20 protein-coding genes, 1 tRNA gene, 1 other RNA gene and 3 pseudogenes are annotated in these 23,143 nt (G+C 68.3%); 10 read left to right on the top strand and 15 right to left on the bottom strand.

Annotation, left to right across the window (positions count from 1 at the left end; translation table 11 throughout):
* The first annotated feature begins 41 nt into the window (after nucleotides 1–41).
* A complete protein-coding gene (locus tag C8D87_RS44175) occupies nucleotides 42–1,247 on the top strand; it encodes a tyrosine-type recombinase/integrase (RefSeq protein WP_112232579.1) in 1,206 nt (401 codons plus the stop codon).
* A gap of 205 nt (nucleotides 1,248–1,452) precedes the next feature.
* On the opposite strand, the gene C8D87_RS44170 is transcribed toward C8D87_RS44175, so the two are convergent.
* Nucleotides 1,453–1,525: transfer RNA gene (locus C8D87_RS44170), tRNA-Ala, on the bottom strand.
* A 123-nt stretch (nucleotides 1,526–1,648) separates the two neighbouring features.
* On the opposite strand from C8D87_RS44170, the pseudogene C8D87_RS49035 reads away from it, so the two are divergent.
* A pseudogene (locus tag C8D87_RS49035) lies at nucleotides 1,649–2,767 on the top strand (phenylacetate--CoA ligase family protein); the annotation flags it as partial.
* A gap of 114 nt (nucleotides 2,768–2,881) precedes the next feature.
* Here C8D87_RS49035 and C8D87_RS44160 read toward each other — a convergent pair.
* The 4 genes from C8D87_RS44160 to C8D87_RS44145 are packed head-to-tail and all read right to left on the bottom strand — an operon-like array spanning nucleotide 2,882 to nucleotide 6,899.
* Nucleotides 2,882–3,664 carry a DsbA family protein gene (locus C8D87_RS44160; RefSeq protein WP_112232577.1) on the bottom strand — a complete coding sequence of 261 codons (783 nt, stop codon included), beginning with the start codon at nucleotides 3,662–3,664 and terminating at the stop codon, nucleotides 2,882–2,884.
* A 46-nt stretch (nucleotides 3,665–3,710) separates the two neighbouring features.
* Complete coding sequence (locus C8D87_RS44155; protein ID WP_109639808.1) at nucleotides 3,711–4,997, bottom strand: MFS transporter; 1,287 nt, start codon at nucleotides 4,995–4,997, stop codon at nucleotides 3,711–3,713.
* A gap of 50 nt (nucleotides 4,998–5,047) precedes the next feature.
* Nucleotides 5,048–5,857: a GNAT family N-acetyltransferase gene (locus C8D87_RS44150; protein WP_109640070.1), complete on the bottom strand. Its 810-nt coding sequence runs from the start codon at nucleotides 5,855–5,857 to the stop codon at nucleotides 5,048–5,050.
* Entirely contained in the window at nucleotides 5,850–6,899 is a 1,050-nt protein-coding gene (locus tag C8D87_RS44145) for a glycosyltransferase family 2 protein (protein WP_112232575.1), read from the bottom strand. The genes C8D87_RS44150 and C8D87_RS44145 overlap by 8 nt, the downstream gene beginning before the upstream one ends.
* 26 nt (nucleotides 6,900–6,925) lie before the next feature.
* Here C8D87_RS44145 and hrpB point away from each other — a divergent pair, with 26 nt between their 5' ends.
* From hrpB to C8D87_RS44125, 5 genes and pseudogenes are all read left to right on the top strand, one after another.
* Nucleotides 6,926–9,193: an ATP-dependent helicase HrpB gene (gene hrpB / locus C8D87_RS44140; protein ID WP_112232572.1), complete on the top strand. Its 2,268-nt coding sequence runs from the start codon at nucleotides 6,926–6,928 to the stop codon at nucleotides 9,191–9,193.
* Nucleotides 9,194–9,374: 181 nt separating this feature from the next.
* A pseudogene (locus tag C8D87_RS44135) lies at nucleotides 9,375–9,551 on the top strand (hypothetical protein); the annotation flags it as partial.
* Nucleotides 9,552–9,606: 55 nt separating this feature from the next.
* Nucleotides 9,607–9,888: pseudogene (locus tag C8D87_RS46625) on the top strand (hypothetical protein); the annotation flags it as partial.
* Nucleotides 9,881–10,939, top strand: a complete 1,059-nt coding sequence (locus tag C8D87_RS44130) for a macrolide family glycosyltransferase (RefSeq protein ID WP_170166812.1) — start codon at nucleotides 9,881–9,883, stop codon at nucleotides 10,937–10,939. The pseudogene C8D87_RS46625 and the gene C8D87_RS44130, both read left to right, overlap by 8 nt.
* Complete coding sequence (locus C8D87_RS44125) at nucleotides 10,936–11,538, top strand: HD domain-containing protein (protein WP_112232566.1); 603 nt, start codon at nucleotides 10,936–10,938, stop codon at nucleotides 11,536–11,538. The genes C8D87_RS44130 and C8D87_RS44125 overlap by 4 nt, the downstream gene beginning before the upstream one ends.
* On the opposite strand, the gene menC is transcribed toward C8D87_RS44125, so the two are convergent.
* From menC to C8D87_RS44105, 4 genes are read right to left on the bottom strand one after another with little or no spacing between them, the layout of a single operon-like run.
* Nucleotides 11,523–12,626 carry an o-succinylbenzoate synthase gene (gene menC, locus C8D87_RS44120; RefSeq protein ID WP_112232563.1) on the bottom strand — a complete coding sequence of 368 codons (1,104 nt, stop codon included), beginning with the start codon at nucleotides 12,624–12,626 and terminating at the stop codon, nucleotides 11,523–11,525. The genes C8D87_RS44125 and menC overlap by 16 nt on opposite strands.
* On the bottom strand, nucleotides 12,623–13,330 hold the full coding sequence (locus tag C8D87_RS44115) for a hypothetical protein (protein ID WP_215732668.1): 708 nt from the start codon (nucleotides 13,328–13,330) through the stop codon (nucleotides 12,623–12,625). The genes menC and C8D87_RS44115 overlap by 4 nt, the downstream gene beginning before the upstream one ends.
* Nucleotides 13,320–14,732: an amino acid permease gene (locus tag C8D87_RS44110; RefSeq protein ID WP_112232561.1), complete on the bottom strand. Its 1,413-nt coding sequence runs from the start codon at nucleotides 14,730–14,732 to the stop codon at nucleotides 13,320–13,322. The genes C8D87_RS44115 and C8D87_RS44110 overlap by 11 nt, the downstream gene beginning before the upstream one ends.
* A 28-nt stretch (nucleotides 14,733–14,760) precedes the next feature.
* Nucleotides 14,761–15,705 (bottom strand): GlxA family transcriptional regulator, encoded by a 945-nt coding sequence (locus C8D87_RS44105; protein ID WP_112232559.1) that lies wholly within the window; start codon nucleotides 15,703–15,705, stop codon nucleotides 14,761–14,763.
* A gap of 53 nt (nucleotides 15,706–15,758) precedes the next feature.
* On the opposite strand from C8D87_RS44105, the gene C8D87_RS44100 reads away from it, so the two are divergent.
* Nucleotides 15,759–16,682, top strand: coding sequence for a saccharopine dehydrogenase NADP-binding domain-containing protein (locus C8D87_RS44100; protein WP_112232557.1), 924 nt, complete (start codon nucleotides 15,759–15,761; stop codon nucleotides 16,680–16,682).
* 6 nt (nucleotides 16,683–16,688) lie between these two features.
* Here the strand turns inward: C8D87_RS44100 and C8D87_RS48805 are convergent, their stop codons facing one another.
* The gene (locus C8D87_RS48805; RefSeq protein ID WP_411711541.1) at nucleotides 16,689–17,483 is read right to left on the bottom strand and encodes a zinc-binding dehydrogenase; all 795 of its coding nucleotides are present in this window, start codon (nucleotides 17,481–17,483) and stop codon (nucleotides 16,689–16,691) included.
* 245 nt (nucleotides 17,484–17,728) lie between these two features.
* Nucleotides 17,729–18,101: a transfer-messenger RNA gene (gene ssrA / locus C8D87_RS44090) on the bottom strand.
* 121 nt (nucleotides 18,102–18,222) lie between these two features.
* On the opposite strand from ssrA, the gene C8D87_RS44085 reads away from it, so the two are divergent.
* Together C8D87_RS44085 and C8D87_RS44080 are read left to right on the top strand one after the other, a co-directional pair.
* Nucleotides 18,223–19,461, top strand: a complete 1,239-nt coding sequence (locus C8D87_RS44085; RefSeq protein ID WP_411711538.1) for a sensor histidine kinase — start codon at nucleotides 18,223–18,225, stop codon at nucleotides 19,459–19,461.
* A complete protein-coding gene (locus tag C8D87_RS44080) occupies nucleotides 19,449–20,090 on the top strand; it encodes a response regulator transcription factor (protein WP_170166811.1) in 642 nt (213 codons plus the stop codon). The genes C8D87_RS44085 and C8D87_RS44080 overlap by 13 nt, the downstream gene beginning before the upstream one ends.
* On the opposite strand, the gene C8D87_RS44075 is transcribed toward C8D87_RS44080, so the two are convergent.
* The 4 genes from C8D87_RS44075 to ftsE are packed head-to-tail and all read right to left on the bottom strand — an operon-like array spanning nucleotide 20,075 to nucleotide 23,040.
* Nucleotides 20,075–20,902 carry an amidohydrolase family protein gene (locus C8D87_RS44075; protein WP_112232553.1) on the bottom strand — a complete coding sequence of 276 codons (828 nt, stop codon included), beginning with the start codon at nucleotides 20,900–20,902 and terminating at the stop codon, nucleotides 20,075–20,077. The two genes, C8D87_RS44080 and C8D87_RS44075, sit on opposite strands and share 16 nt — an antisense overlap.
* Nucleotides 20,902–21,378, bottom strand: a complete 477-nt coding sequence (gene smpB / locus C8D87_RS44070) for an SsrA-binding protein SmpB (protein WP_109639787.1) — start codon at nucleotides 21,376–21,378, stop codon at nucleotides 20,902–20,904. The genes C8D87_RS44075 and smpB overlap by 1 nt, the downstream gene beginning before the upstream one ends.
* Before the next feature lie 30 nt (nucleotides 21,379–21,408).
* Entirely contained in the window at nucleotides 21,409–22,311 is a 903-nt protein-coding gene (gene ftsX / locus C8D87_RS44065) for a permease-like cell division protein FtsX (RefSeq protein WP_109639785.1), read from the bottom strand.
* 39 nt (nucleotides 22,312–22,350) lie between these two features.
* Nucleotides 22,351–23,040: a cell division ATP-binding protein FtsE gene (gene ftsE / locus C8D87_RS44060; RefSeq protein WP_109639783.1), complete on the bottom strand. Its 690-nt coding sequence runs from the start codon at nucleotides 23,038–23,040 to the stop codon at nucleotides 22,351–22,353.
* Nucleotides 23,041–23,143 lie beyond the last annotated feature (103 nt).

Here is a 23,143-nt window from a genome sequence, read left to right as displayed (position 1 = left end):
GCGCACAACGGACGGCACGATCACGCCGCTAGGAGGTCGCCATGGCCTGGACAGAACGAATCGGCACACAATCCTGGAGAGTCCGCTACCGCAACGAAGACGGCTACACCGTCTCCATCTCCGACTTCACCACCCAGCGCGCCGCAGACAACTACGGCAACGACCTCGAGGCCGATCAACGCCGCAGCACCTGGGTCGACGCCACCCACAGCCGCACCACCGTCGCCGATTGGGTCACCACCTGGTTCGCCGCGCTCGACCTCGACCCACGCACGATCGACAACTACCGCAGCATGCTGCGCTGCCACATCCTGCTCCGATGGGGAGCAACACCACTGGGCGCCATCACCGCGCTCGGCGTGAACAAGTGGATCAGCGACCTGCGGCAGCTCGGCTACGCCAACACCACCGTCGCCACCATCGTCAAAGTCCTCTCCATGATCCTCACCGACGCCGCCGACGAACACCTCATCCCCGCCAACCCCATCCGCCGCTACCGACGCCGCGGGCGCCGCAGCCACCGCATCGAACGCGAACGCGTCTGGGCGTCACCCACCGAAGTCCTCCGCATCGCGGAACAGGCTGCCGCACTCGGCGGCGAGACCGCCGGCGTGCTGATCATCACCGCCGCGTGGACCGGCTGTCGCTGGGGTGAGCTCACCGGACTGCGACGTGACAACGTCGACCTCGACCGCGGCGCTTTCGTCATCGACCCGCGCACCGGGTCCCTGCACGAGAGTGCGCACACGCGGTGGCTCGGCTCACCCAAGACAGCCTCGTCCGCCCGAGCCATCACACTCCCGCCGTTCCTCATCACCATGCTGCGCAAGGATCTCGAACGGCACGACAACGAGTTCGTGTTCACCGCCGAAGGCGGAACATGGTTGTGGCGCAGCACCTTCATCCGCCGCGTACTCAAACCCGCGGTCAACGGCAACGAAGGACGCCCACTGTCAGGCGTCCGCACGGTGCCGATCCGCCCCGGCCTCACCTTCCACGGACTACGGCACAGCCACAAGACCTGGCTGATCGCCGGCGGCGCACCCGAAATCGCCCAAGCCCGCCGACTCGGACACCACCTGCCCAACCGCGTCACCGAGGTCTACTCCCACGTCGCACCCGAAGTCGAACTCCGACTCCTCAACGACCTCCAACACCGCTGGCACCAGGCAGACCTCAACGTCCGAACACACCCCACTGCCCCGGAACCGTCACAACGTCACGTCTCCGGACCACTTGCGGCATAACCAATGCCGCTGCCCCACACACCGTTAGTGGGAGGGGCACGACGATCACCCAGTCCAGCGACCAGCACACCGATCAAGCCGGAGAATCCCGCTCCAGAACTGCTCCATAGGGGCAGCACAACACGATCACCAAAGATCAACCCCAGAACAGCAAGAAACCCGCCTGACCAGCGAAATCGCTCGATCAGACGGGCTCTACTTCAAGTGGAGCTGAGGGGACTCGAACCCCTGACCCTCACACTGCCAGTGTGATGCGCTACCAGCTGCGCCACAGCCCCTTGAAGGTCCACGTTCCCGGGAGGTTTCCCTTCCGTTCTCGTGTGGCAATACCGTACATCAAGAGGTCCACGAGATGAAAATCGGGGGTACCCAAAGCGCATTCGGCCTGGTAGGACCGGGTGATGACCGCCGGAGCGCCGTTCGACCCCAAGATCGAGTGCATGGACCCCGAGGCCCGTCGCGAGCTGCAGGAACGGCGTCTGCAGGGGCTCGTCGACCGCCTGCTCGGCACCGACAACTTCCAGGGTGCGCGGCTCAAAGATCTTGGAGTGACGCGCGGCACAGATGTCACGCTCGACGAGATCCACCTGCTGCCGACGATCACCAAGCAGGACCTGTGGGACCACTACCCGTTCGGGCTGCAGCTGGTGCCGCAGGAGGACGTCGTGTGCGTGCACGGGTCGTCTGGCACGGGTGGGCGGCCGACGCTCATTCCCTACACCGCCAACGATGTCGAGGTCTGGGCCGAGGTCATGGCCAGGGCGCTCGCGGGTGCGGGCGCCACCAGGAGCTCGATCATCCACAACGCTTACGGCTACGGGCTTTTCACGGGTGGGCTCGGGGTGCACCACGGTGGCCTCAGGCTGCAGGCGACGGTCATTCCCATGTCCGGCGGTATGACGGAGCGGCAGGTCAGGCTCATCGAGGACCTGAGGCCGGATGTCCTCTGCTGCACGCCGTCGTACGCGCTGCGGCTGGCGGAAGACCTCGACAAGGACAACAGCATCGAGGTCGGCATCTTCGGCGCCGAGCCGTGGACCGAGGAGATGCGCCACGAGATCGAGCAGCGACTGAACATCAGGGCGCTCGACATCTACGGACTGTCCGAAGTGATCGGTCCGGGCGTGGCGTGTGAATCCCTTGACTCGGAAGGGCTTCTCAACATCGCGGAGGACCACTTCTACCCGGAGACCGACGAAGGCGAGCTCATCTTCACCACGCTCACCAAGACCGGTATGCCGCTGCTGAGGTACCGCACGGGTGACGTGGCGACGATCCACGAACCGAAGGGCCGGCGGACTCTGAGGCGGATGAGCAAGCTCAAGGGGCGCAAGGACGACATGCTCGTCATCCGCGGCGTCAACGTGTTCCCGACGGAGATCGAGGCGGTGGTGCTGGAGCTCGCGAGCCCGCACTACCTGATCGTCGAGGACCGCAGGACCAGCACGCCGCAGTTGCACGTGGCGGTCGAGTCCACACAGGACATCGCGACGGCACTCGGCGCGAGACTCAAAGAACGTCTGGGCATCACGTGCCGGGTGCACGTGCTCGAGCCGGGCAAGTTGCCGCGCACGGAACAAGGAAAGCTCAGCGCCTGGCCCGATGGAGTCAGGGCCAGGCGCCGATCGACGGTCTCACTTAGTCAGGTCGGAGAGCCAGTTCTTGTTGTCGAGGTCCACGAGCTTGCCACCGGAGGCGACGCTGGGCGTGCCGCGGAAGCGACCCGTCTCGGGATCGCGAAGAACGGGGTCGTTGCTCGTCTTCGACATCAGCTCGTCCAGCTGCGTCTTGTAGGTGTTGTTCTGCACGCACGACTCGAAGCCGGCGGACGTGACGCCGACGTCCTTGCCCAGCTTGATGAGCTGGTCCTTGGTGTAGCCCGCTTCGCCTTCCTCCGGCTGCTTGGCGAACAGCGCCGCGTGGAACGCGTTGAACTTGCCGTCGTCGGCCACGCACAGGGCGGCGTTGGCCGAGTCGGTCGAGTAGCCCTCGGGCTTCGAGAGGCGGTTCAGCATCGGCAGGATGTGGTAGCGGACCTTCACCTTGCCGTCTTCCACGGCCTTCTTGATGTCGGTGCCGTAGGTCTTCTCGAACGTGCCGCAGATCGGGCACAGGAAGTCCTCGTACACGTCGACCGTGACCGAGGCAGAATCCTTGCCCACCAGCACCGTGCTGCCGTCGCGGACCGCGGGGGCCGAGATCACGTGGTCGGCCGGGGCCTGCGCGATCGTGTCCGTGGTGGACGTCGACGGCTTCAGCTGCTGGAACACGACGTAGCCGATGACCGCGACGGCGAGCACCGCCACGACGGCGATGCCGGCGATCACCTTGGTTCGATCCCCGCCCGAGGTACGGGCCTGGGCCACCGCACGCGCGGCCTGCTTCTTCTTCCGCGCACTGCGCTCTGCACCACCCACGGCGACGAGGGTAGCGAGCCAAACTAAAAAGAAGCTGAGTGGGCAATCACGCTTCTGGGTGGCGTGGCTTGCCGCCCACGCGCTCGCCCGTCGGGACCTCGGCACTTTCGTCGAGGCAGCCGCATTCCGGTGCTACCGCCGCGGCCGTGTGCTCCTCCTCATGTGTGGGGAGGGTCTCGGGGGCGACGAACCAGAAGGCGACGGACAGCAGCAGCGCGGCACCGGTGATGGCGAACGAGGCTTCGAAGCCGAACGAGTCGGCCAGCAGGCCCGCGCACATCGGGCCGATGATCGCGCCCAGGTCGGTCACCATCTGGAAGCCCGCCAGGACGGGGCCGCCCTTGCCGCGCGCGCCGATCACGTCCGCCACGACGGCGTTCTGCGGCGGGTTCAGCAGGCCGGCGCCCATGCCCGCGATCAAGGAGGCGGCCATGAACGTCCACACGTCACCGGTGAAGCCCATCCAGATCGTGGCGAGACCGCTGACGACGAGACCGGCGATGGCGACCGGCTTGCGGCCGCGGGTGTCGGCGATCTTGCCGGACAGGAACAGCATCGCCGCGTTGCCGCCGGCGAACACCGACATCGAGATGCCCGCCACGGCCGGGCTGTGCTTCAACGCCTCGATGACGAACACCGGCACCAACGAGATCCGCACGCCGAACACGGCCCAGCCGTTCGCGAACCCGGACGCCAGGGCCGCGCGATAGGCCCGGTGCTTCACGGCCTCACGCACCGACATCGGCGTATCGCTGTTGGACTTGTCCAGCGCCGCGAGAGTCGATCGCCGCAGGAAGAACCAGACCACGAACGCCGCGAGGCACAGCATCACGCCGTACGACACGAACGGCACCCACAGCCCGAACGGCACGAGGCCGGCACCGACGATCGGGCCCGCCACGTTGCCGATGAGGAAGCCCGCCGCCCACATGCCGGAGGCACGTCCACGCAGCGGTGCCGGAGTGATCCGGATCAAGAGGCCGAGAGCGGCCACAGTGAACATCGTCGAGCCGACGCCGGCCAACGCGCGCCATGTCAGCATCTCGGCGTAGCTCCCCGAGAAGCCCGACAGCGCGGTGCCGACCGCCACGATCAGGATGCCGACGATGTACACGTTCGGCTCGCCGAACCGGTTGACCAGCTTGCCGCTCATGGGCGCGAACGCCAGCCGCACGAACGCAAAAGAGCTGATCAGAGCCGCAATCGCGGTGTGACCGACGCCGAACGTGGCCGCGTACACCGGCAGTACGGGTGCCACGATCCCGAATCCCACGGCGATGATGAAGCTCGCCGCGACCAGAACCCACACCTCGACCGGCAACCGCTCGCGCACAAAGCCTCCCTTAGCCCTGCTAAGGATATGTCACGCGGCAACTAAATAACTCAGTCGAGCAGCTCATCCACTCTGCGTACATATGCCGTCACGGGATACGCCGCGACGAAGCCGCACGCCTCGGCGAACCGCTCCCCCGGACCCTCGTCGACCTGCGAGGCCACCAAGTGAGCCCCAGCCGAACGCAAGGCCGCAGCAGCAGATACCACCAACGACCGCCCAACGCCACGACGACGCCGCGCCGGACGGACGACACACTGCTCGACCAACCCCACACCGCGCTCAGCGAACCCCGACGCGAACCCACCGATCCGATCGCCGTCGTCCACCACCAACAACAAACAACGCGGATCGTCCATTCGATGCCCGAGCCACCGCGACAACCGCTCCCGGTTCCCGACCAGCTCGTCGGACAGCAGCTCGACGATCCCCGGGAGGTCCGTGTCAACGGCCCGCCGGACCTCCGAGGCCACCGAAGCAGTCCCGCGATGAACGACGGTCAAGAGCTCCTCGACCGCGTACCAGCCGGAGTCGTCGGCTATGCCCTCGATCTCGTCCACCGTCGTCGGCGACGCGTACACCACCGCCTCGGCACGCCCCACGTCCGCGAACGTCTGCTCCAGCTGCAGCAACGTCGACGCGACCTCGACCGACGAGCCGTCCAGCGCGCAGCCGAAGTTGCCGGACGGCAGCGGGTTCTCCCGGTTGATCACGACCGCAGCGCACCCGACCCTGCCGACCTTGCCGTAGCGGACCGCACCGGACGCGAGCCGCGCGCCTTCGACCAGGATCGCCAGCGATCGCGCCTGGTACGGGTCCAGCAACTCCGGGTCGTCCGGGTCGCGCAACGGGTCAACCAACTCGACGGCCTTTCCACGCGGCACCTGGACGCAGTGCGCAGTCCAGGAGGAACACCCCGATCGTCGCCCACGACAGCGGCGCCAGCACAGCCGACACCTCCGGCGAGCCGACTCGCCGCACGAACTCACGATGAGAAACGGCCTGCGCGAACCACGCCAGCCACGACCACGGCGAGCGCCACCGCAACACCGGGGTCAGCCCGTACGCGAGGTGCAGCAGCCCGGCGACCACCAGCAACACGCGCCCCCACGGCCCGAACATCTCCCTCACCGACGGCTGGATGCTCTTGCGCAACGACCGCCACGTGTCACCGAAGGAATCCAGTCCCGAGGTGGTGAGCAGCGCCGTCGCGTCGATGAACCGCACGACCCCGCCGGAGTCCCTGATCAACGTCGCCAGCCCGACGTCGTCGGCGTGGGTCTCGGCGAGCGCCTCCCAGCCACCGGCCGCGAGGAACACCGAACGCCGCACCAGGATGCAGTGCCCCACTCCGAGCGCCGTGACACCGCGGCCGTCCGGTGGCGAGCCCTCGAACACCAGCGTGTTGAACGCGGGCAGCAGGAACCACCACGCCACCCCGTCTCCCCGCGCAGAAGACGACACGAGGTCCGCACCCAGCTCGCCGGCCGAAGCCACCAGCCGTCCCACCAGGTCAGGCGTGCAGGTCACGTCCGCGTCCACGAACAGCAGCCACTCCTCGTCCTGAGCGGCCCCCACGCCCAGGTGCATCGCGGCGACCTTGCCCGCCCACCCGAGAGGCGGACCGGACGACTCGATCACCTCGGCCCCGCAGGACCGGGCCACAGCGGCCGTCGCGTCCCCAGAAGCGTCGTCCACCACCACAACCCGCACGCCCGGCTGGCCGACCAATCCGGACAGCAACGACGGCAAGGCGGCTTCCTCGTTGCGTGCGGGCACGACGGCCAGCACCGACGCCGACTTCGACGAAGCCGACACAGGAGGAACGTGCTTCCACTGCGCAACCGTGCGCGCGGACCGCAGTGTGGACAGGACGCCGGACACCACACCAATCATCCCCATGACTCCACCCTGACACACTCAACAGCGTGCACCTGCCCGATCTCCCGGTGAAGTCCGTTCTCCCCGAGCTTCTCCAGACCCTCGACGACCACGGGGCCGCCGTGCTCGTCGCCCCGCCGGGCACCGGCAAGACGACGCTCGTCCCGCTGGCGCTCAACGGCAAGGTCGTCGTCGCCGAGCCACGCCGCATCGCCGCCAGAGCCGCCGCCGCACGCATGGCGAGCCTCCTCGGCGAACCCGTGGGCCACACCGTGGGCTATTCGGTCCGGGGCGACCGCAAGACGAGCAAGCACACCCGGATCGAGGTCGTGACCAGCGGTCTTCTGGTGCGCAGGCTCCAGCACGACCAGGAGCTGAAGGGCGTCGGCACGGTCCTGCTCGACGAGTGCCACGAACGCCACCTCGACGCCGACCTTCTCCTCACGCTCCTGCTGGACGCCAAAGCAGGCCTGCGCCCGGACCTGAAGCTGCTCGCCACCAGCGCAACCGTTGCCGCACAACGACTCTCCGACCTGCTCAACGCTCCGGTCCTGCACACCGAGTCGCGCATGTACCCGACGGAGATCACCTACGTCCCGCCCGGCCGCAACGAGCACATCGAGACCACCGTCGCCAGGGCCATCAACAAGGCCCTGTCCGAAGTGGACGGAGATGTGCTGGCGTTCCTGCCCGGAGTCAGGGAGATCAACCGGACCGCGAGCCTCCTCAACGCCGACACGGTCATCCTGCACGGCCAGCTGAGCGCCCGGACCCAGGACGCAGCGCTGAAGCCCGGCAGCCGCCAGCGAGTGGTGCTCGCGACCAGCATCGCCGAGTCCAGCCTCACCGTCCCCGGCGTCCGCGCGGTCGTCGACGCGGGCCTGGCCCGAGTCCCCCGCGTGGACCACAGACGAGGTCTCGCGGGCCTCACCACGGTCCGCGTCTCCCAGGCCGTCGCCGACCAACGCGCCGGACGAGCAGGACGAGAAGCTCCTGGCCGCGTCTACCGCTGCTGGCCGGAGCACGAGCACTCGACGCTCCCCCGCTATCCCGAACCCGAGATCCGCACGGCCGACCTGACCAGGCTCGCGCTGGAGCTGGCGGTGTGGGGCACGCCGGACGGCGAAGGCCTGAGCTGGTGGGACGCCCCGCCGGAGGGCGCGCTCAAGGCCGCCCAGGAGACCCTGAACGCGATCGGGGCGCTCGAACCCGACCGCCGCGACCGCATCGCGAGCGTCGGCCTGCACCCACGGCTGGGCCGCGCGCTCATCGACGGCAGCGCGCTCGCCGGCAACCGGACCGCCGCCGAGGTCGTGGCACTGCTCGACGACAGCTCGCACCCCAGCACGGACGACCTGGCGACCGCGCTGAAAGCCCCTGGCAAGTGGCGCAAAGAAGCTCAGAAGCTCGAGAAGCTCGGCACCAACCCGACGGGCAACGGCGACCCGGCGCTCGTCGTCGCGCTCGCCTACCCCGAACGACTGGCGAAACGCCGGTCCAAGAACAGCAACGTCTACCTGATGGCCAACGGCACGGCCGTCGAGCACACCAACTCGCACTCCAAGTGGCTGGCCGTCGCGATCGCCGACCGCGAACCGGGCAGCAAGCACGGCCGCATCCGCCTCGCCGCTCCTGCCGACGAGGAGCTCGCCGTGACCGCCGCCCAAGCCCTCGTGCACACGGTCGACGACATCCGGTGGAACGGCGACGTCATCGCGAACAGCGTCCGCAAGCTGGGCGCGATCACGCTCGACGAACGCCCGCTCAACGACCTCGCCAAGTCCCAGCAGGCACTCCGCCTCGGCCTCGAGACCGAAGGCCTGGGCCTGCTCAAGTGGACCGACGCCGCCAAACGCTTGCGCGAGCGCATGGCGTTCCTGCACCGGACCCGCGACTGGCCCAGCGTCGACGACGAGAGCCTGATCCGCGCGGTCGACCTCGGCAAGGCCAAGAAGCGCTCGGACCTGGCCAAGATCGACACGACGATGCTGCTGCGCAGCCTGCTGCCGTGGCCGGAGGCGGCGGAGTTCGACCAGCTCGCCCCGGAACGCATCGGCCAGGGCAAGGTCGACTACACGCAGGACCAGCCCGCCCTTTACGTCCGAATCCAGGACGCCATGAAGTGGGCCGACACGCCGCAGATCGCGGGAGTTCCGGTGGTGGTGCACCTGCTCTCCCCCGCGGGCCGTCCCACCGCCGTGACCAGCGATCTCAGGTCCTTCTGGCGCAACGGATACCTGCGGGTGCGCAGTGAGCTGAAGGGCAGGTATCCCAAGCACCACTGGCCCGAACGGCCCTACAGCAAAGGCACATGAGGGATATCTCGCCGGCGCTTCCTGGCGCTGACGGCGCTGGGCATGACCACGGTGGGAACCGCCGAGGCAGAGTCGGACTTCAGCGAGGCCGTCGTCATCGGCACCGGCTACGGAGCCGCCGTCGCCCCCGGCGACTAGGTGAGAAGGGATTCAGGACGACGATGCTGGAGATGGGCCGGCAGTGGATGTACGGCCGGTTCTTCCCGCTGGCCAACAAGACGCTCAGGGTCAACACGATCCGCAGCGCGTTCCTGGAGTCGACGAGCTGGTACCAGTACGCCGCCCGCCGCCACGCCGCGAACGCCGGCTACGGCACAAGGTGTTCGCCGAGATCGACCCGATCCCCGCGGGCGGCGAGACCCTCACGTCGCTGTACCTAACGATCACGAAGAACCTCAGAGTGCGGCACGTTCCGCTACGACCGCGAAACCGACGGGATCACCCTCGACTGGCGACGCGAGCAGATGAAACCGTCGATCCGCGCGGTCAAGGGCGTGTTCGACCAGATCAACCGAACAAACCTCACGACATATCGCGCGGACCTCTTCGGAATCGGAAAGTCTTCTCGGACGACTTCACCTATCACCCTCGCGGAACGGAACTTGAGTCGCATCACCGCCACCGATCTGAACCTTCAGGAATCGAACAACGTTAATCTCAGCTATGGCGCACATCGCGATCTTCCTCATGCCTGAGCGCGGACACGTCCACCCGGCGCTCGGGTTGATCGCGGAGCTCGTGCGCCGCGGCCATCGCGTGAGCTGCCCGGTCCCCGCCCCGTTCACCGCGGCGGTGACCGAGTGCGGAGCCACCGCGGTCCCCTGCACCACAACGCTTCCGAAGGAGCTGCCGGAGTCGCTCTACGACGCGGCCCAGCTCGCACTCGCCGAGGCCGAGTCCGCGCTGCCCCGGCTGGAACCGGTGTTCCGCGCGGACCCTCCCGACCTCGTGCTGTGGGACATCGCGGCCTGGGCGGGCGGCGTCATCGCGCACCGGCTGGGCGTCCCGCACCTGCTGCTGGAGAGCTTCCTGACCAGCAACTCGCACTGGTCGCTCGGCGCCTCGATGATGCCGGCGCGGACGTTCGACTCCGCGGCGATCCGGTTCTTCACCGGGGTCCAGGGCTTCTTCGGCTGCGCGCTGCCGGAGTTCGTCTCGGGCGCGCGCCGCAGGATCGGACTGTTCCCCAGGGAGTTCCAGCCGGAGGGCGACACGTTCGACGAGCGGTTCGCCTTCACCGGCCCGTGCCTGACCGAACGCGCGTTCCAGGGCACGTGGACACCGCCCTGCGACAGTCCGGTGGTGCTCGCGACGACCGGTGTGCGGACCTGCGCGGAGGCAGCGCGTGGAAGGCCGTGGCACCTCGTCACGAAGGGCAGGGTTCGCCACCCGGCACCTAACGTCGAGGTGCACGACGACGTTCCGCAGCTCGCCGTTCTGGAGCACGCGAGCGTGTTCATCACCCGCGGTGGGCTGAGCGGCGTGATGGAGGCGATGCACCACGGCGTCCCGATGATCGTCGTGCCGCACATGGCCGACCAGCGGTTCAACGGCCAGCGCGTCGAGGAGCTCGGACTCGGCGTGCTGCTGGACACCGTGACCGAGGAGAGCGTGCGCTCGCTGGTGAGTCAGCTGGCGTCGGATTCCGCGATCGCCGCACGGGTGAAGGACATGCAGCGGATGATTCAACGGGCGGGCGGCAGCACGGTCGCCGCGGACGTCGTCGAGGAGGAGCTGACGCGGTGAAACGGATCTGGGACGACGCAGTCCGCGCGCTCGGTGGCACACCGGACGCGGGTGACCTGGTCGAACGCTATGCCGAACCGCATCGCGCCTACCACAACACCTTCCACGTGGTGTCCGTGGTCCGCGACTCGTCGGCGCTGGCCGACGCGTTCGCGTTCTCGGTGGAGGAACGCGCGATCCTCGCGTTGGCCGCCTGCGCGCACGACGTGATCTACGACGGCAAGCCTGGCGAGGACGAACGCGCGTCCGCCGCGTGGGCGCGCGAACGACTGGCCGGGATGGAAGAAGAGCAGATCGCGCGCGTGGAGTCGTTGGTGCTGGCCACGATCACGCACTCGTCCGACGACCCGCTCGCGCACGTGCTGCTCGACGCCGACCTCGCGATTCTCGGTTCGGCACCGACGCATTACGACCGCTACAGCCAGGCGGTGCGCCAGGAGTACTCGCAGTACGACGACGCCACGTGGCGCGCCGGCCGAGCCCACGTGCTCCGAACGCTGCTCGGCCGCGAGCACCTGTTCGTGACCGAGCCGGCGCGACAGCTGTGGGACGCCGCCGCGCGGCTCAACCTCGCCCGCGAGCTTCAGTCCTTGGCGTAGAGCACCTTCGTCGCGGTGGTGAAGCGTTGGAGCGTCTCCGGAATCGGCTCGACCCCGATGCCGGGCCCGGTCGGCACGGCGATGGAGCCGTCCTCCAGCTCGAACGGCTCGGTGATGTCCTCCGCGAACCACCGCCGGGACGCGGAGGTGTCGCCGGGCAGCACGAAACCGGGCAGCGCCGCGAGCGCGAGGTTCGGCCCGCGTCCGATCCCCGTCTCGAGCATTCCCCCGCACCACACCGGAATCCCGTGTGCGACGGCGACGTCGTGGATCCGGCGTGCCTCCAGGTAGCCACCGACGCGGGCGGGCTTGATGTTGATCACCCGGCAGGCGGCCAGCGCGATGGCCGTGGCCGCGTCCCTGGCCGATGTGATCGACTCGTCGAGGCAGATCGGCGTGCGGACCCGCTGGGCGAGCAGCGCGTGCCCGCGCAGGTCGTCCTCGTCGAGCGGCTGTTCGATCAGCAGCAGGTCGAACTCGTCGAGCTTGCGCAGCTGGTCGGCGTCGGCCAGCGTGTACGCGGTGTTCGCGTCGACCTGCAGCGGGATGTCGCCGAACCGTTCCCGCACCGCCCGCACCGGTTCGACGTCCCAGCCGGGCTCGATCTTGAGCTTGATCCGGACGTAGCCGTCGGCGAGGTGCTCCTCGACGTCGTCCAGCAGCTGCGCGATCGAGTTCTTGATCCCGACCGAGATCCCGGACGGCACGCGCTCGGCGGTGGCGCCCAGGAACGTGCCGATCGGCATTCCGTACGACCGCAGTTCGGCGTCCAGGATCGCGGTCTCCAGGGCGGCTTTCGCGAGCTTGTGCCCCTTGATCGCCTCGGTCCGGTGCGCGACCTCCGCGGCCGTGACCTCCGGCGTCACCCGCGGCACGAGGTGATCGGCCAGCACGAGCTCCGCGGCGACGACGAACTCGGAGCAGTACAGAGGTTCCGGGTCGGCGGCGAACTCCGACCAGCCCTCTGCCGTGTCCGTCACGACCCGCAGCAGGAACGTGTCCTTCGTCGTCATCGTCCCGAACGACGTGCGGAACGACTGCACCAGTGGAATGGCGACGTGCAGCAGCTCAATGCGCTCGATCTTCACTTGCGCTCCAGTTCGTACCAGCCGTCGCGCGACATCGAGGTCGCCACGTAGCCGCGCTCGAAGGCGTCGACGAACACTCCGCGCACCGCTTCCCGCCACTGCCTCGCGAGGTCCCGCGACTCCTTGCGCACCTGCACGATGTCACGCGGTACCCGGCACCAGATCCGCTCGCCGTCCGTGCGCGCCAACGGTTCTCCGTCCGGAGCCGTCGACGTCACCTCACCGGCGGGTACCGACTCGTGCGATTCACGGGACCCGGTGAGGTCCCACTGCACGGTCAGGCGGTCGCTCTGGTCGCCCTCGTTCACGCCGTCGTTCATCGGCCCGTAGAAGTCGACGGTGTACTCGGTGACGACCGCGCCGAGCTTGACCAGGTTGAACCGGGCGTTGCGCGACACCAGCGGGTCGTAGGTCCACCGCATCGACTTCGCGCCGAGCCCTGCCGCCCAGTCCTTCTGCGCGAGCTTCAACGGATGCCCGACGCCGGCGCGAGCGGCCGCGATCATCGAGTACACCGAGCCGTCCGGGCAGAAGAGCCCGGTCGTGGCCCCGGCCAGCTCGTCACCGTCGAACGCCCCGATCGTCGCACCGCCCGCGTGCCGGATGCAGTGCAACGTCTCGGAGGACAGCACGTCGGTGCTGGTCTGCCACACCTCGGCGTAGTACGCGGCGACCCTGGCGATGCCGGGGACGTCACTGATCACTCGGAACCGCAAGGCGTGCCTTCCTGACGCTGTAACCGAAGTAGATGACGAACCCGAGCACCATCCACCCGATGAACGCGATCCACGTGTCGAGTCCAAGGCTGAACATCATGTAGATGCAGAAGGCCAGGCCCAGCAACGGCGTGACCGGCGAGAACGGCACGCGGAAGCTGCGCCGCCGGTCCGGTTCGGTGCGGCGCAGGATGATCACCGCGATGTTGACCAGCCCGAACGCGAAGAGCGTGCCGATGCTGGTCGCGTCGGCCAGGGACCCCAACGGCACGAGCGCGGCGAGCACGGCGATGAACAGGCCGACGAGCACCGTGTTCGTGAACGGCACACCGGTGCGCGGGCTGAGCTTCGCGAAGATCGACGGCACCAGCCCGTCACGGGACATCGCGTACAGGATGCGCGTCTGTCCGTAGAGGACGGTCAGCACGACGCTGGTCGTCGCGACGACAGCACCGATCGACAGCAGGATCGGCCAGATCGAGCCGCTGACGTTGTCGGTCAGCACCCGGCTCAGCGCGGCCTCGGTGCCCTCGAACGACTGCCAGGGCATCGCACCGACCGCGGCCAGCGCGACCGCGCAGTACAGCGCGGTGATCACGACCAGCGAGAGGATGATCGCGCGCGGCAGATCGCGCTGCGGGTTCTTGGCCTCCTCACCGGCGGTCGACGCGGCGTCGAACCCGATGTAGGAGAAGAACAACGTGGCCGCACCGGCGCTCATGCCCGCGAGCCCCAGCGGGAACAACGGCTCCAGGTTGCCCGCCCGGAAAGCGGTGAACGCAACCGCGCAGAACATCAGCAACGCGCCGACCTTCACCCACACCAGGATCGTGTTCGTGCGCGCACTGCCCTTGGCGCCGCCCAGCAGCACCAGCATCGAGATCACCACGACGAGCACGGCGGGGATGTTGACGATCCCGCCCGCACCCGGCGGCTGGCTCAGCACGTCCGGAATCCGCAGCCCGGTCACCAGGTGCAGCAACTCGTTGACGTACTGCCCCCACCCGACCGCGACCGCCGCGACCGAGACCCCGTACTCCAGCACGAGGCACCAGCCGCACACCCACGCGACGATCTCGCCGAGCGTGGCGTACGTGTACGAGTACGAGGAGCCGGAGGCGGGGATGAGGCCCGCGAGCTCGGCGTACGACAGCGCGGAGAACAACGCGGTGATGCCCGCGAGCACGAACGACACCACGATGGCGGGACCGGCCAGCGGCACCGCCTGGCCCAGCACGACGAAGATGCCGGTGCCGAGCGTGGCGCCGATGCTGATCATCGTGAGGTGGCCGACACCGAGGCTGCGCTTCAGCTCGCTGCCGGGGTGAGTCAGCTGGTCGATCGGCTTGCGCCGCAACACCCGCGCCCCGACGCGCTGTTGGTTGCTCATCGGGCCAACATAACGTCCGCCGGCCGGCCTATTTGCCACCGATCGGTCGGAACGTGCGGCGGTATGTGTCCGGTGGCACACCGACCGTTCGGTGGAAGTGCCGCCGCAACGTCGTGGCCGTCCCCATGCCGGACGCCTCGGCGATCTGGTCGACGCTGTCGTCTGTCATCTCCAGCAGCTCCTGCGCTCGCCTGATCCGTTGCGTGTGCAGCCATTGCAACGGCGTGGTGCCCGTCACCGCCTTGAAGAGCCTGGCGAGGTGGCGCGAGCTCATGTTCGCCTGGCGTGCCAGGTCCTCCACCGTCAGCGTCCGGTCGAGCCGGTTGCCGGCCCAACCGAACAGCTCGGTCAGCGGATGGCCTTCCTCGGACGGCACGGGCGCGAGCACGAACTGCGCCTGCCCGCCGTCCCGATGCGGTGGCACGACGAGCCTGCGCGCCGCCGTGTTGGCCGTCGCGGTGCCGTGGTCGGCGCGGATCAGGTGCAGGCTCAGGTCGATCGCCGCCGCCTTGCCCGCGCTCGTCAGCACCCGGCCGTTGTCGACGTAGAGCACGTCCGGGTCGACTTCGACCTTCGGGTAGCGCTGAGCCAGCACGTCGGTGTGCGCCCAGTGCGTGGTCGCCCTGAGCCCGTCGAGCAACCCGGCCTCCGCCAGCACGAACGCGCCCGTGCACAACGACACGATCCGCGCACCCTTGTCGTGAGCCTTGCGCACGGCCTCGACCAGGGCCTCGTCGATCGGCTCGTCCACGTCCGCGATGGCGGGCACGATCACGGTGTCCGCCTGGTCGAGCTGGTCGAGCGGCAGATCGGGTTCCAGCGTGAACCTGCCGACGCGCACGGGCCCGTTGCCGCAGATCACCACGGGGTAGTCGAGCTGGGGCGCGGTGAAGATCTCGTAGGTCGCGGTCAGCTCGAAGTGGAGCATCCCGTCGGTCACGGCAAATGCCAGCATGTCCGAAACTGTACGCATCGTGTCGTTCCAGACACTAGTGGGTGCTGCCCTCCCGGGCTTTGATGGTCCACATGGGACACAAGATCGCGGTCTACGGCGCTTCGGGAACCACTGGCCGCTTCGTCGTGGCAGAACTGGAGAAGCGCGGCTTCGAACCGCTGCCGTTCGGACGAGCACAGGCCACCGCGGACGACCCGGACGCCCTGGACCGCGCGCTGACGGGCGCCTCCGCCGTGATCAACACAGCTGGCCCGTTCGCGATCACCGCTCTTCCGCTGATCGCCGCGGCCGAACGCGCGGGCATCCCGTACGTCGACGTGGCGGCCGAGATCGAGGCGAACGCCGACACGTTCGCCCGCGGCGCCTCCGTCCCGGTGGTGCCCGCGATGGCGTTCTTCGGCGGCCTGGCGGACCTGCTGGTCACCGCCGCGATGGCCGACTGGACCACGGCCGACTCCGCGCACATCGCCTACGGCCTGAGCGGCTGGCAGCCCACCCCTGGCACGCTCACCGCCGGCGCGGTCTCGCGCGAGCGCAGGGCCGGCCAGCGCGTCCGCTTCCGCGACGGTGCGCTGCAGTACCACGACGACACCCAGCCGACCCTCGACTGGGACTTCCCCGGCGGCCCGCGCCAGGTCATCGGCGAGTTCTCGATGGCGGACATCGTCACGATCCCCAGCCACCTGCCGATCCCGTCGGTGACCTCGTACATGTCCACGACCGCAGCCCAGGGCCTGAGCCAAGCCTCAGCCCGCCAGGACCCGGAAACCTTCGAGGTGGACGTGCGAGTACGCCGCGGCACCGAAGAACGTCAGCTGACCATCACCGGCCGCGACATCTACGCGGTGAGCGCACCTCTGGCCGTAGAGGCGGTGGAGCGCCTGCTGACCAACCGCTTCAAGGTCAACGGCGTTGCCTCAGCAGGCGCGATGTTCGACGCCGCCGACTTCCTGGCCGCGCTGTCCGCCGTCCTACCGGCCACCCGCCGTGCCTGACGCCCGTCAGAACACCATCGCGACCTTGCCGCTCAACCCACGCTGCCCAAACCGCTCATGAGCCGCCCGAACGTCCCTGATCGCAAACGTCGAGTCGACCCTGAGCCCGACCACCCCGTCGTCCACGAGGCCGACCAGTTCCCCCAGCCCGGCGCCGTCTTCCCGAACCTGAATGTTCGCGGTCCGCACCCCGTCCACCTCCGGCACCACCCCGGCCTGCGAAGCGATCGAGGCGTACCGCCCACCCTCGACCACAGCCCCCAGAACAAACGCCCCATAAGTGTCAAACACAACGTCGTACCCCGTGAGCGCACGAGGATCGGTGGTCACAAGCTCCGCCCCCGGCACCTGCTGTCCCTCACGCGACACCAGCGCGTCCACCCGCACCCCACGAGCAGCCGCAACCTGCACCGCAATCCCACCCACAGCCCCAGCCGCCCCGGCAACCAGGAGCCGCTCCCCAGCCCCGACCTCCAGCCAGTCAAGCGTCTGCAGCGCCGTGAGCCCAGCCAACGGCAACGTCGCCGCCTCCACCAAACTCACCGACTCAGGCGCCCGCACCACCGCCCCAACAGGCAACACCACAACATCCGCCCAAGTCCCGCGCCCGGTCCCAAGCTGATGCGACATGGCGATCACGCGCTCTCCCACCGGCAGCTCACCGCCGATGACCACCCCAGCAAGGTCCCACCCAAGCGTGACAGACGCGTCGATCCCGAAAATCCCCTGCCGAGTCTTGTCATCAACAGGGTTGATGCTGGTAGCAACCACCCGGATCAAGACCTCACCAGCCCCAACCACCGGCTCCGCCACATCAACAACCCGCAAAACCTCAGGCCCGCCAGCCCGATCCACCCGAACAGCACGCACAACGTCCCCCAACCACGATGAGCCACAAAAAGGAAAGCCCGCCAAGGCCGCGAAGCGGCGAGGCGGGCGGGGGTCCGGGGGCGGAGCCCCCGGCCGGGGTCTGGGGGTTGGACCCCCAGAAAACACCCGGAACGAGCTGGCGAAAGCGGCCAAAGGCCGCTGAGCAGCCTTCGGCCGAGTGGAGGTGCCGGGAATCGAACCCGGGTCCTGTGGCGGCTCATCAGGGCTTCTCCGTGCGCAGTTCGCTAGGCCTCTGCTTGACCCCACCAGTCACGCGAACAAGCTGGTGTGACGGGCCCAGTCGCTGTGAATGTCCCGAACAGTCCCCGCGACCGGGACTGCCGGTAAGCCCTCTAGCTGATGCCGGACACTAGGCCGAAGGCGCTCCTAGGCCGACAGCGTTGCTACTCGCCTCAGGCGGCGAGAGCGAACGCGCGCTTGTCGTTAGACTCGGCGCTTATTGGTTTGCGATGACGCTTGCGGTGGTCTCTCGCCTGCACCGGCACGCTTCCCCTGAATCAACGTCCACAGTCGAAACCGTTCACCCCCTTGTAGTGGTACGCCTAGCATAACGATGGCGGCCACCGAGTTCTTCCCGAGGCAGGTAGGGCTGTCCCCACCCTGGACCGGATAGCTAGCCAGATGGTCCCTGACCAGCGGGAACGACACGATGGACGGCATGAGGAAACCGAACGCGCTCGCAGCCGGGTTCTACCTGCTGACCAACCTGGTGACCGGCATCTTCTGGTTCACCCTCGCTCTGGTGCTGACCGTGGTGGGGTTCGCGACGTTCGTTCTCGGCGTCGGGCTCCCGATCCTCTGGGTGGCGATGAACGTCGTGCGCGCGGGTGCGTCGACGGAGCGGGCGTGGGTGCGGGTGGCGTTGCGCACGGACATTCCCAAGCCGTACCGCGAGCGGGTCGACGGGCCGCTGTTGCAGAAGTGGAAGCACCAGTTCACCGACCCGGCCACCTGGCGTGATTTCGGTTACCTGGCGCTGCTCGTGCCGGTGGGGGCGCTGGAGTTCGCCTCGGTCATCGCGATGTGGTCGGTCGTCGCGGCGTTGATCGCCGTGCCGTTCTGGATCGGCTACGCGCCGTTCGCCGTGGTCGTGGGCGAGGTCTGGACGATCGACTCGTTCTACTCCGCGCTGCCGGTCGCGGCGATCGGGCTGGCGCTGATCCCGTTCGCGCTGTGGGGCACGCGCTCGCTGGGCGCGGTGCACGGCAGGATGGCCCGCGCCATGCTGGGGCCGACGCGCGCCGACCAGCTGGCGATCGAGGCGGAGCGGCTGCAGTCGAGCAGGGCCCGCGGTGTCGAGGCGGCGGAGGCGGAGCGCCGGCGCATCGAACGCGACCTGCACGACGGCGCGCAGCAGCGGCTCGTGGCGGTGGCGATGGGGCTGGGCCGCGCGAAGTCCAAGATGGACTCCGATCCGGAGGGGGCTGCCGCGCTCATCGCCGAGGCGCACGCGGACGCGAAGCTCGCCATCAAGGAGCTGCGGGACCTGGCGCGGGGCATCTACCCGTCGGTGCTGGGCGACCGCGGTCTCGACGCGGCGTTGTCGGCGCTGGCTGCCCGTGTCCCGATCGAGGTCGAGCTGAGCGTCGACGTGGATCCGCGGCCGCCGACAGCGGTGGAGAGCACCGCGTACTTCACCGTCGGCGAGGCGCTCACGAACATCACCAAGCACTCCAACGCCACCAGGGCGACCGTGCTGGTCGAACGGGTGGAGACGGGTGTGCTGGTCGAGGTCACCGACAACGGTCAGGGCGGCGCCGAGCTGAAGCCCGGTGGCGGGCTCGCCGGCCTGGCCGACCGGGCTGCCACGATCGACGGTGTGGTTGTCGTCGTCAGCCCGTCCGGCGGGCCGACTGTGATTCGAGCGGAGTTGCCGTGCGTGTGGTGATCGCCGAGGACTCGGTGCTGCTGAGGGAGGGCGTGCAGCGGTTGCTCGCCGACGAGGGCATCGAAACCGTTGCGGCCGTGGAGAACGGCGACGCGTTGCTGGACGCCGTCGTCGAGCACAAGCCCGACCTGTGCGTGGTGGACGTGCGGATGCCGCCGACGTTCACCGACGAGGGCCTGCGGGCCGCCATCGAAGCCCGCCGCCGCTCTCCCGGGCTGCCGGTGCTGGTGCTGTCGCAGTACGTCGAGGAGCGCTACGCCGTGGAGCTCCTCGCGGGCGGTGCGAGCGGGGTCGGCTACCTGCTCAAGGAGCGGGTCGCGGACGTGAAGGAGTTCGTCGACGCGGTGCGCAGGGTCGCTGACGGCGGCACGAGCATCGACCACGAGGTGATCACCCAGCTCATGGTGCGCAGCAAGAAGAGCCCCGTCGACTCGTTGACGCCCCGCGAACGCGAGGTGCTCGGGCTGATGGCCCAGGGACTGTCCAACACGGCCATCGCCGCGACGCTCGTGGTGTCCGACGGCGCGGTGGAGAAGCACGTCGGCAACATCTTCGCGAAGCTCGGCCTGGAACCGTCGAACTCCGAGCACCGCCGGGTGCGCGCGGTGCTCGCCTACCTGGACAGCTGAAGCAGGCGGGCGCCGTTGTCGTGCAGGATCGCCTGCTCGGCGGCGGCGTCGAGGCCCCACGACCGGACGGCGTCGAGCTGCACCTCGTACGGGTACGGGATGTTCGGGAAGTCGCTGCCCAGCACGACCCGGTCCGCGATCCCCGCGATCCGCAGGTTCCAGTCGTCCGGCAGCGCCACCATCCGCGTGGTGAACGGGACCCCGACCATGCAGGTGTCGATGTGCACGTTCGGGTAGCGCTCGACGAGGTCCAGCGCACCCCGGTAGTCCGGCATGCCGGCGTGAGCGATCACCGCGGTCAGCCGTGGGTGCCGCCGCAACACCTCGTCGAGGATCCCGAGCCCGGTGAACTCACCGGGGATCGGCCCGTCACCGCCGTGCACGACGACCGGCACGCCTGCCTCGGCCAGCTGGCCCCAGACGCCGTCCAGCAGCTCGTCACGCGGGTCGTAGCCGCCCACCTGGACGTGGGACTTGAAACAGCGCGCACCGGCCTCCAGCGCCTTGCGCACGTACGCGTCCGCGCCGGGTTCGGCGTAGAAGGTGCCGGTCTGGACGGCTTCGGGGACGCGTGAGGCGAAGTCGGCCGCCCACTCGTTCAGCCACTCGGCCATGCCGGGCTTGTGCGGGTAGACGAGCGGTGCGAACGCGACGACGCCCAGCTCCCGCAGTGCGGTGAGCCGGGCGTTCTCGTCCGTGCGGTAGTGGATGTACCAGTCGACCCCGGACTCGCGGACGCGGTCGAAGTAGCTCCAGACCTTGTCCAGGACGTTCTGCGGCATGAAGTGGACGTGGACGTCCACCAGTGCCATCAGTAACGGCCCTTCAGCGCCCGTCCGTGCGCCTTGGCGATCTCGCGGTTGGCGTCGCGCTTCGCGATGTCCTGGCGCTTGTCGTAGGCCTTCTTGCCCTTCGCGAGGGCGATCTCGACCTTGACGTAGCCGTCCTTGAAGTACATCTGCAGCGGGATGAGCGACAGACCGGACTCCTTGGTCTTGCCGATCAGGCGTTCGATCTCCGCCTTGTGCAGCAGGAGCTTGCGCTTGCGCCGGACGTCGTGGTTCGTCCACGTCCCCGCGACGTACTCCGGGATGTGCAGCGCGTGCAACCAGATCTCGCCGTCGTCGACCTGGGCGAAGGCGTCCACGAGGGACGCCCGTCCCATGCGCAGGCTCTTCACCTCGGTGCCGACGAGCTGAATGCCCGCCTCATAGGTGTCCAGAATGGTCCAGTCGTGCCGAGCCTTGCGGTTCGACGCGATGGCCTTCTGCCCGCGTTCCTTGACCATGACGACAACTTTACGTGGTCGGCAAAGTCGTTAAAGCCGCACGTAGAGACGCAGCGTGACGTAGCCCGTCGTGGCCGAGATGACGATCGCGACGAGGAACAGCCACGGCGACACGATCAGGATGTCCAGGTACCCGATCGGCGGAATGATGCCCGACTCCGTGAGGTTTCTGGTGATCCGGTCGAGGAAGAACGCCTTGAACAGCACCAGGCCGGCGACCGCGGAGACCGCGCCGATGATGCCCGCGACGACCGCCTCGATGAGGAACGGCAGCTGCGTGTACCACCGGGTCGCGCCGACCAGGCGCATGATGCCGACCTCGACGCGGCGGGTGAACGCCGACACCTGGATGGTGTTCGAGATCAGCAGCAACGCGGCGAACGCCTGGATGAGCGCGAGGATCAGGGCGACGTCGCGCAGGCCGTTCAGGCCCTCGAAGAACCGCTCGAGGAACTTGCCCTGGTCGTCGACGCCCTTGACGCCCGGCTTGCCCTCGAAGGCCTGCTTGATGACGTCGGTGCGCTCCGGGTCCTCCAGCTTGACGCGGAAGGTCGCGGGGATCGCCTCCGGACGCGCGAGCTTGAGCAGCTCCGGCTGCGCCTCGAAGATCCGCTTGAAGCGCTCGAAGCCCTCGTCGCGGTTCTGGAACACCACGGTCTCGACGCCGGAGGTCTGCTCGAGCTGGGAACGCAGGCCCGCGCAGGGCTGCTGGGTGCAGTCCTTGTCGTTGGCGCTGACGTCGTTGGTCAGCAGCACTGAGACCTCGAGCTTGCCCGCGTAGTTGGCCTGCATCTTGTCGACCATGCGGACGACGAGCAGGCCACCGCCGAGCAGCCCGAGCGAGATGGCGGTCGTGAGGATCATCGCGATCGTCATCGTGACGTTCCGGCGAAGTCCGGTGACGACCTCGCTGAACACGAAGCTGGTACGCATCGGGGGCGGGGTTCCTTGGGGGTCGGGGGTTAGGAGTGTTTAACGGCCGACGCCGTAAACACCGCGCGCGTCATCACGGACGACCTTGCCGAACGCCAGCTCCACCACACGGCGGCGCATCGAGTCGACGATGCCGTGGTCGTGAGTGGCCATGATGACCGTCGTGCCGGTGCGGTTGATCCGCTCCAGCAGCAACATGATGTCCTGGCTCGTGTCGGGGTCCAGGTTTCCGGTCGGCTCGTCGGCGATGAGAACCAGCGGCCGGTTCACGAACGCACGGGCGATCGCGACGCGCTGCTGCTCACCACCCGACAGCTCGGTCGGGAACCGGTCCTCCTTGCCGTCGAGACCCACCAGCTGCAGCACCTCGGGCACCACCTTGACGATGGTGTTGCGCGGCTTGCCGATGACCTCCAGCGCGAAGGCCACGTTCTCGGCGACCGTCTTCGTCGGCAGCAGGCGGAAGTCCTGGAACACGCAGCCGATGGACTGACGCAGGCGGGGGACCCTGCGCCGCGACATCTTGGCGACGTCGAAGTTGGACACGTAGACGCGTCCCCTGGTCGGCACCTCTTCGCGCAGCAACAGGCGCAAGAACGTCGACTTACCGGACCCGGAAGGCCCGATCAGGAACACGAACTCACCCTTGTCCACCTCGACGGACACGTCGTCGAGCGCGGGACGCGTGGAGGTCTTGTAGACCTTGGAAACGTGTTCGAGGCGAATCACGAGGCGCGAGTCTACCCATGGCCGGGGTAAAGCCCCCGTTCCGGTTAACTTCCGGCCCCGGAAGGGCGGACAGAAACCTCCACATGGCGTGGTCAGAGCGGCA

The organism is Lentzea atacamensis (genome assembly GCF_003269295.1).
GTDB classification, from domain to species: domain Bacteria; phylum Actinomycetota; class Actinomycetes; order Mycobacteriales; family Pseudonocardiaceae; genus Lentzea; species Lentzea atacamensis.
Note: the sequence above shows the minus strand (reverse complement) of the source record. Positions and strands in the feature narration are given on the sequence as shown.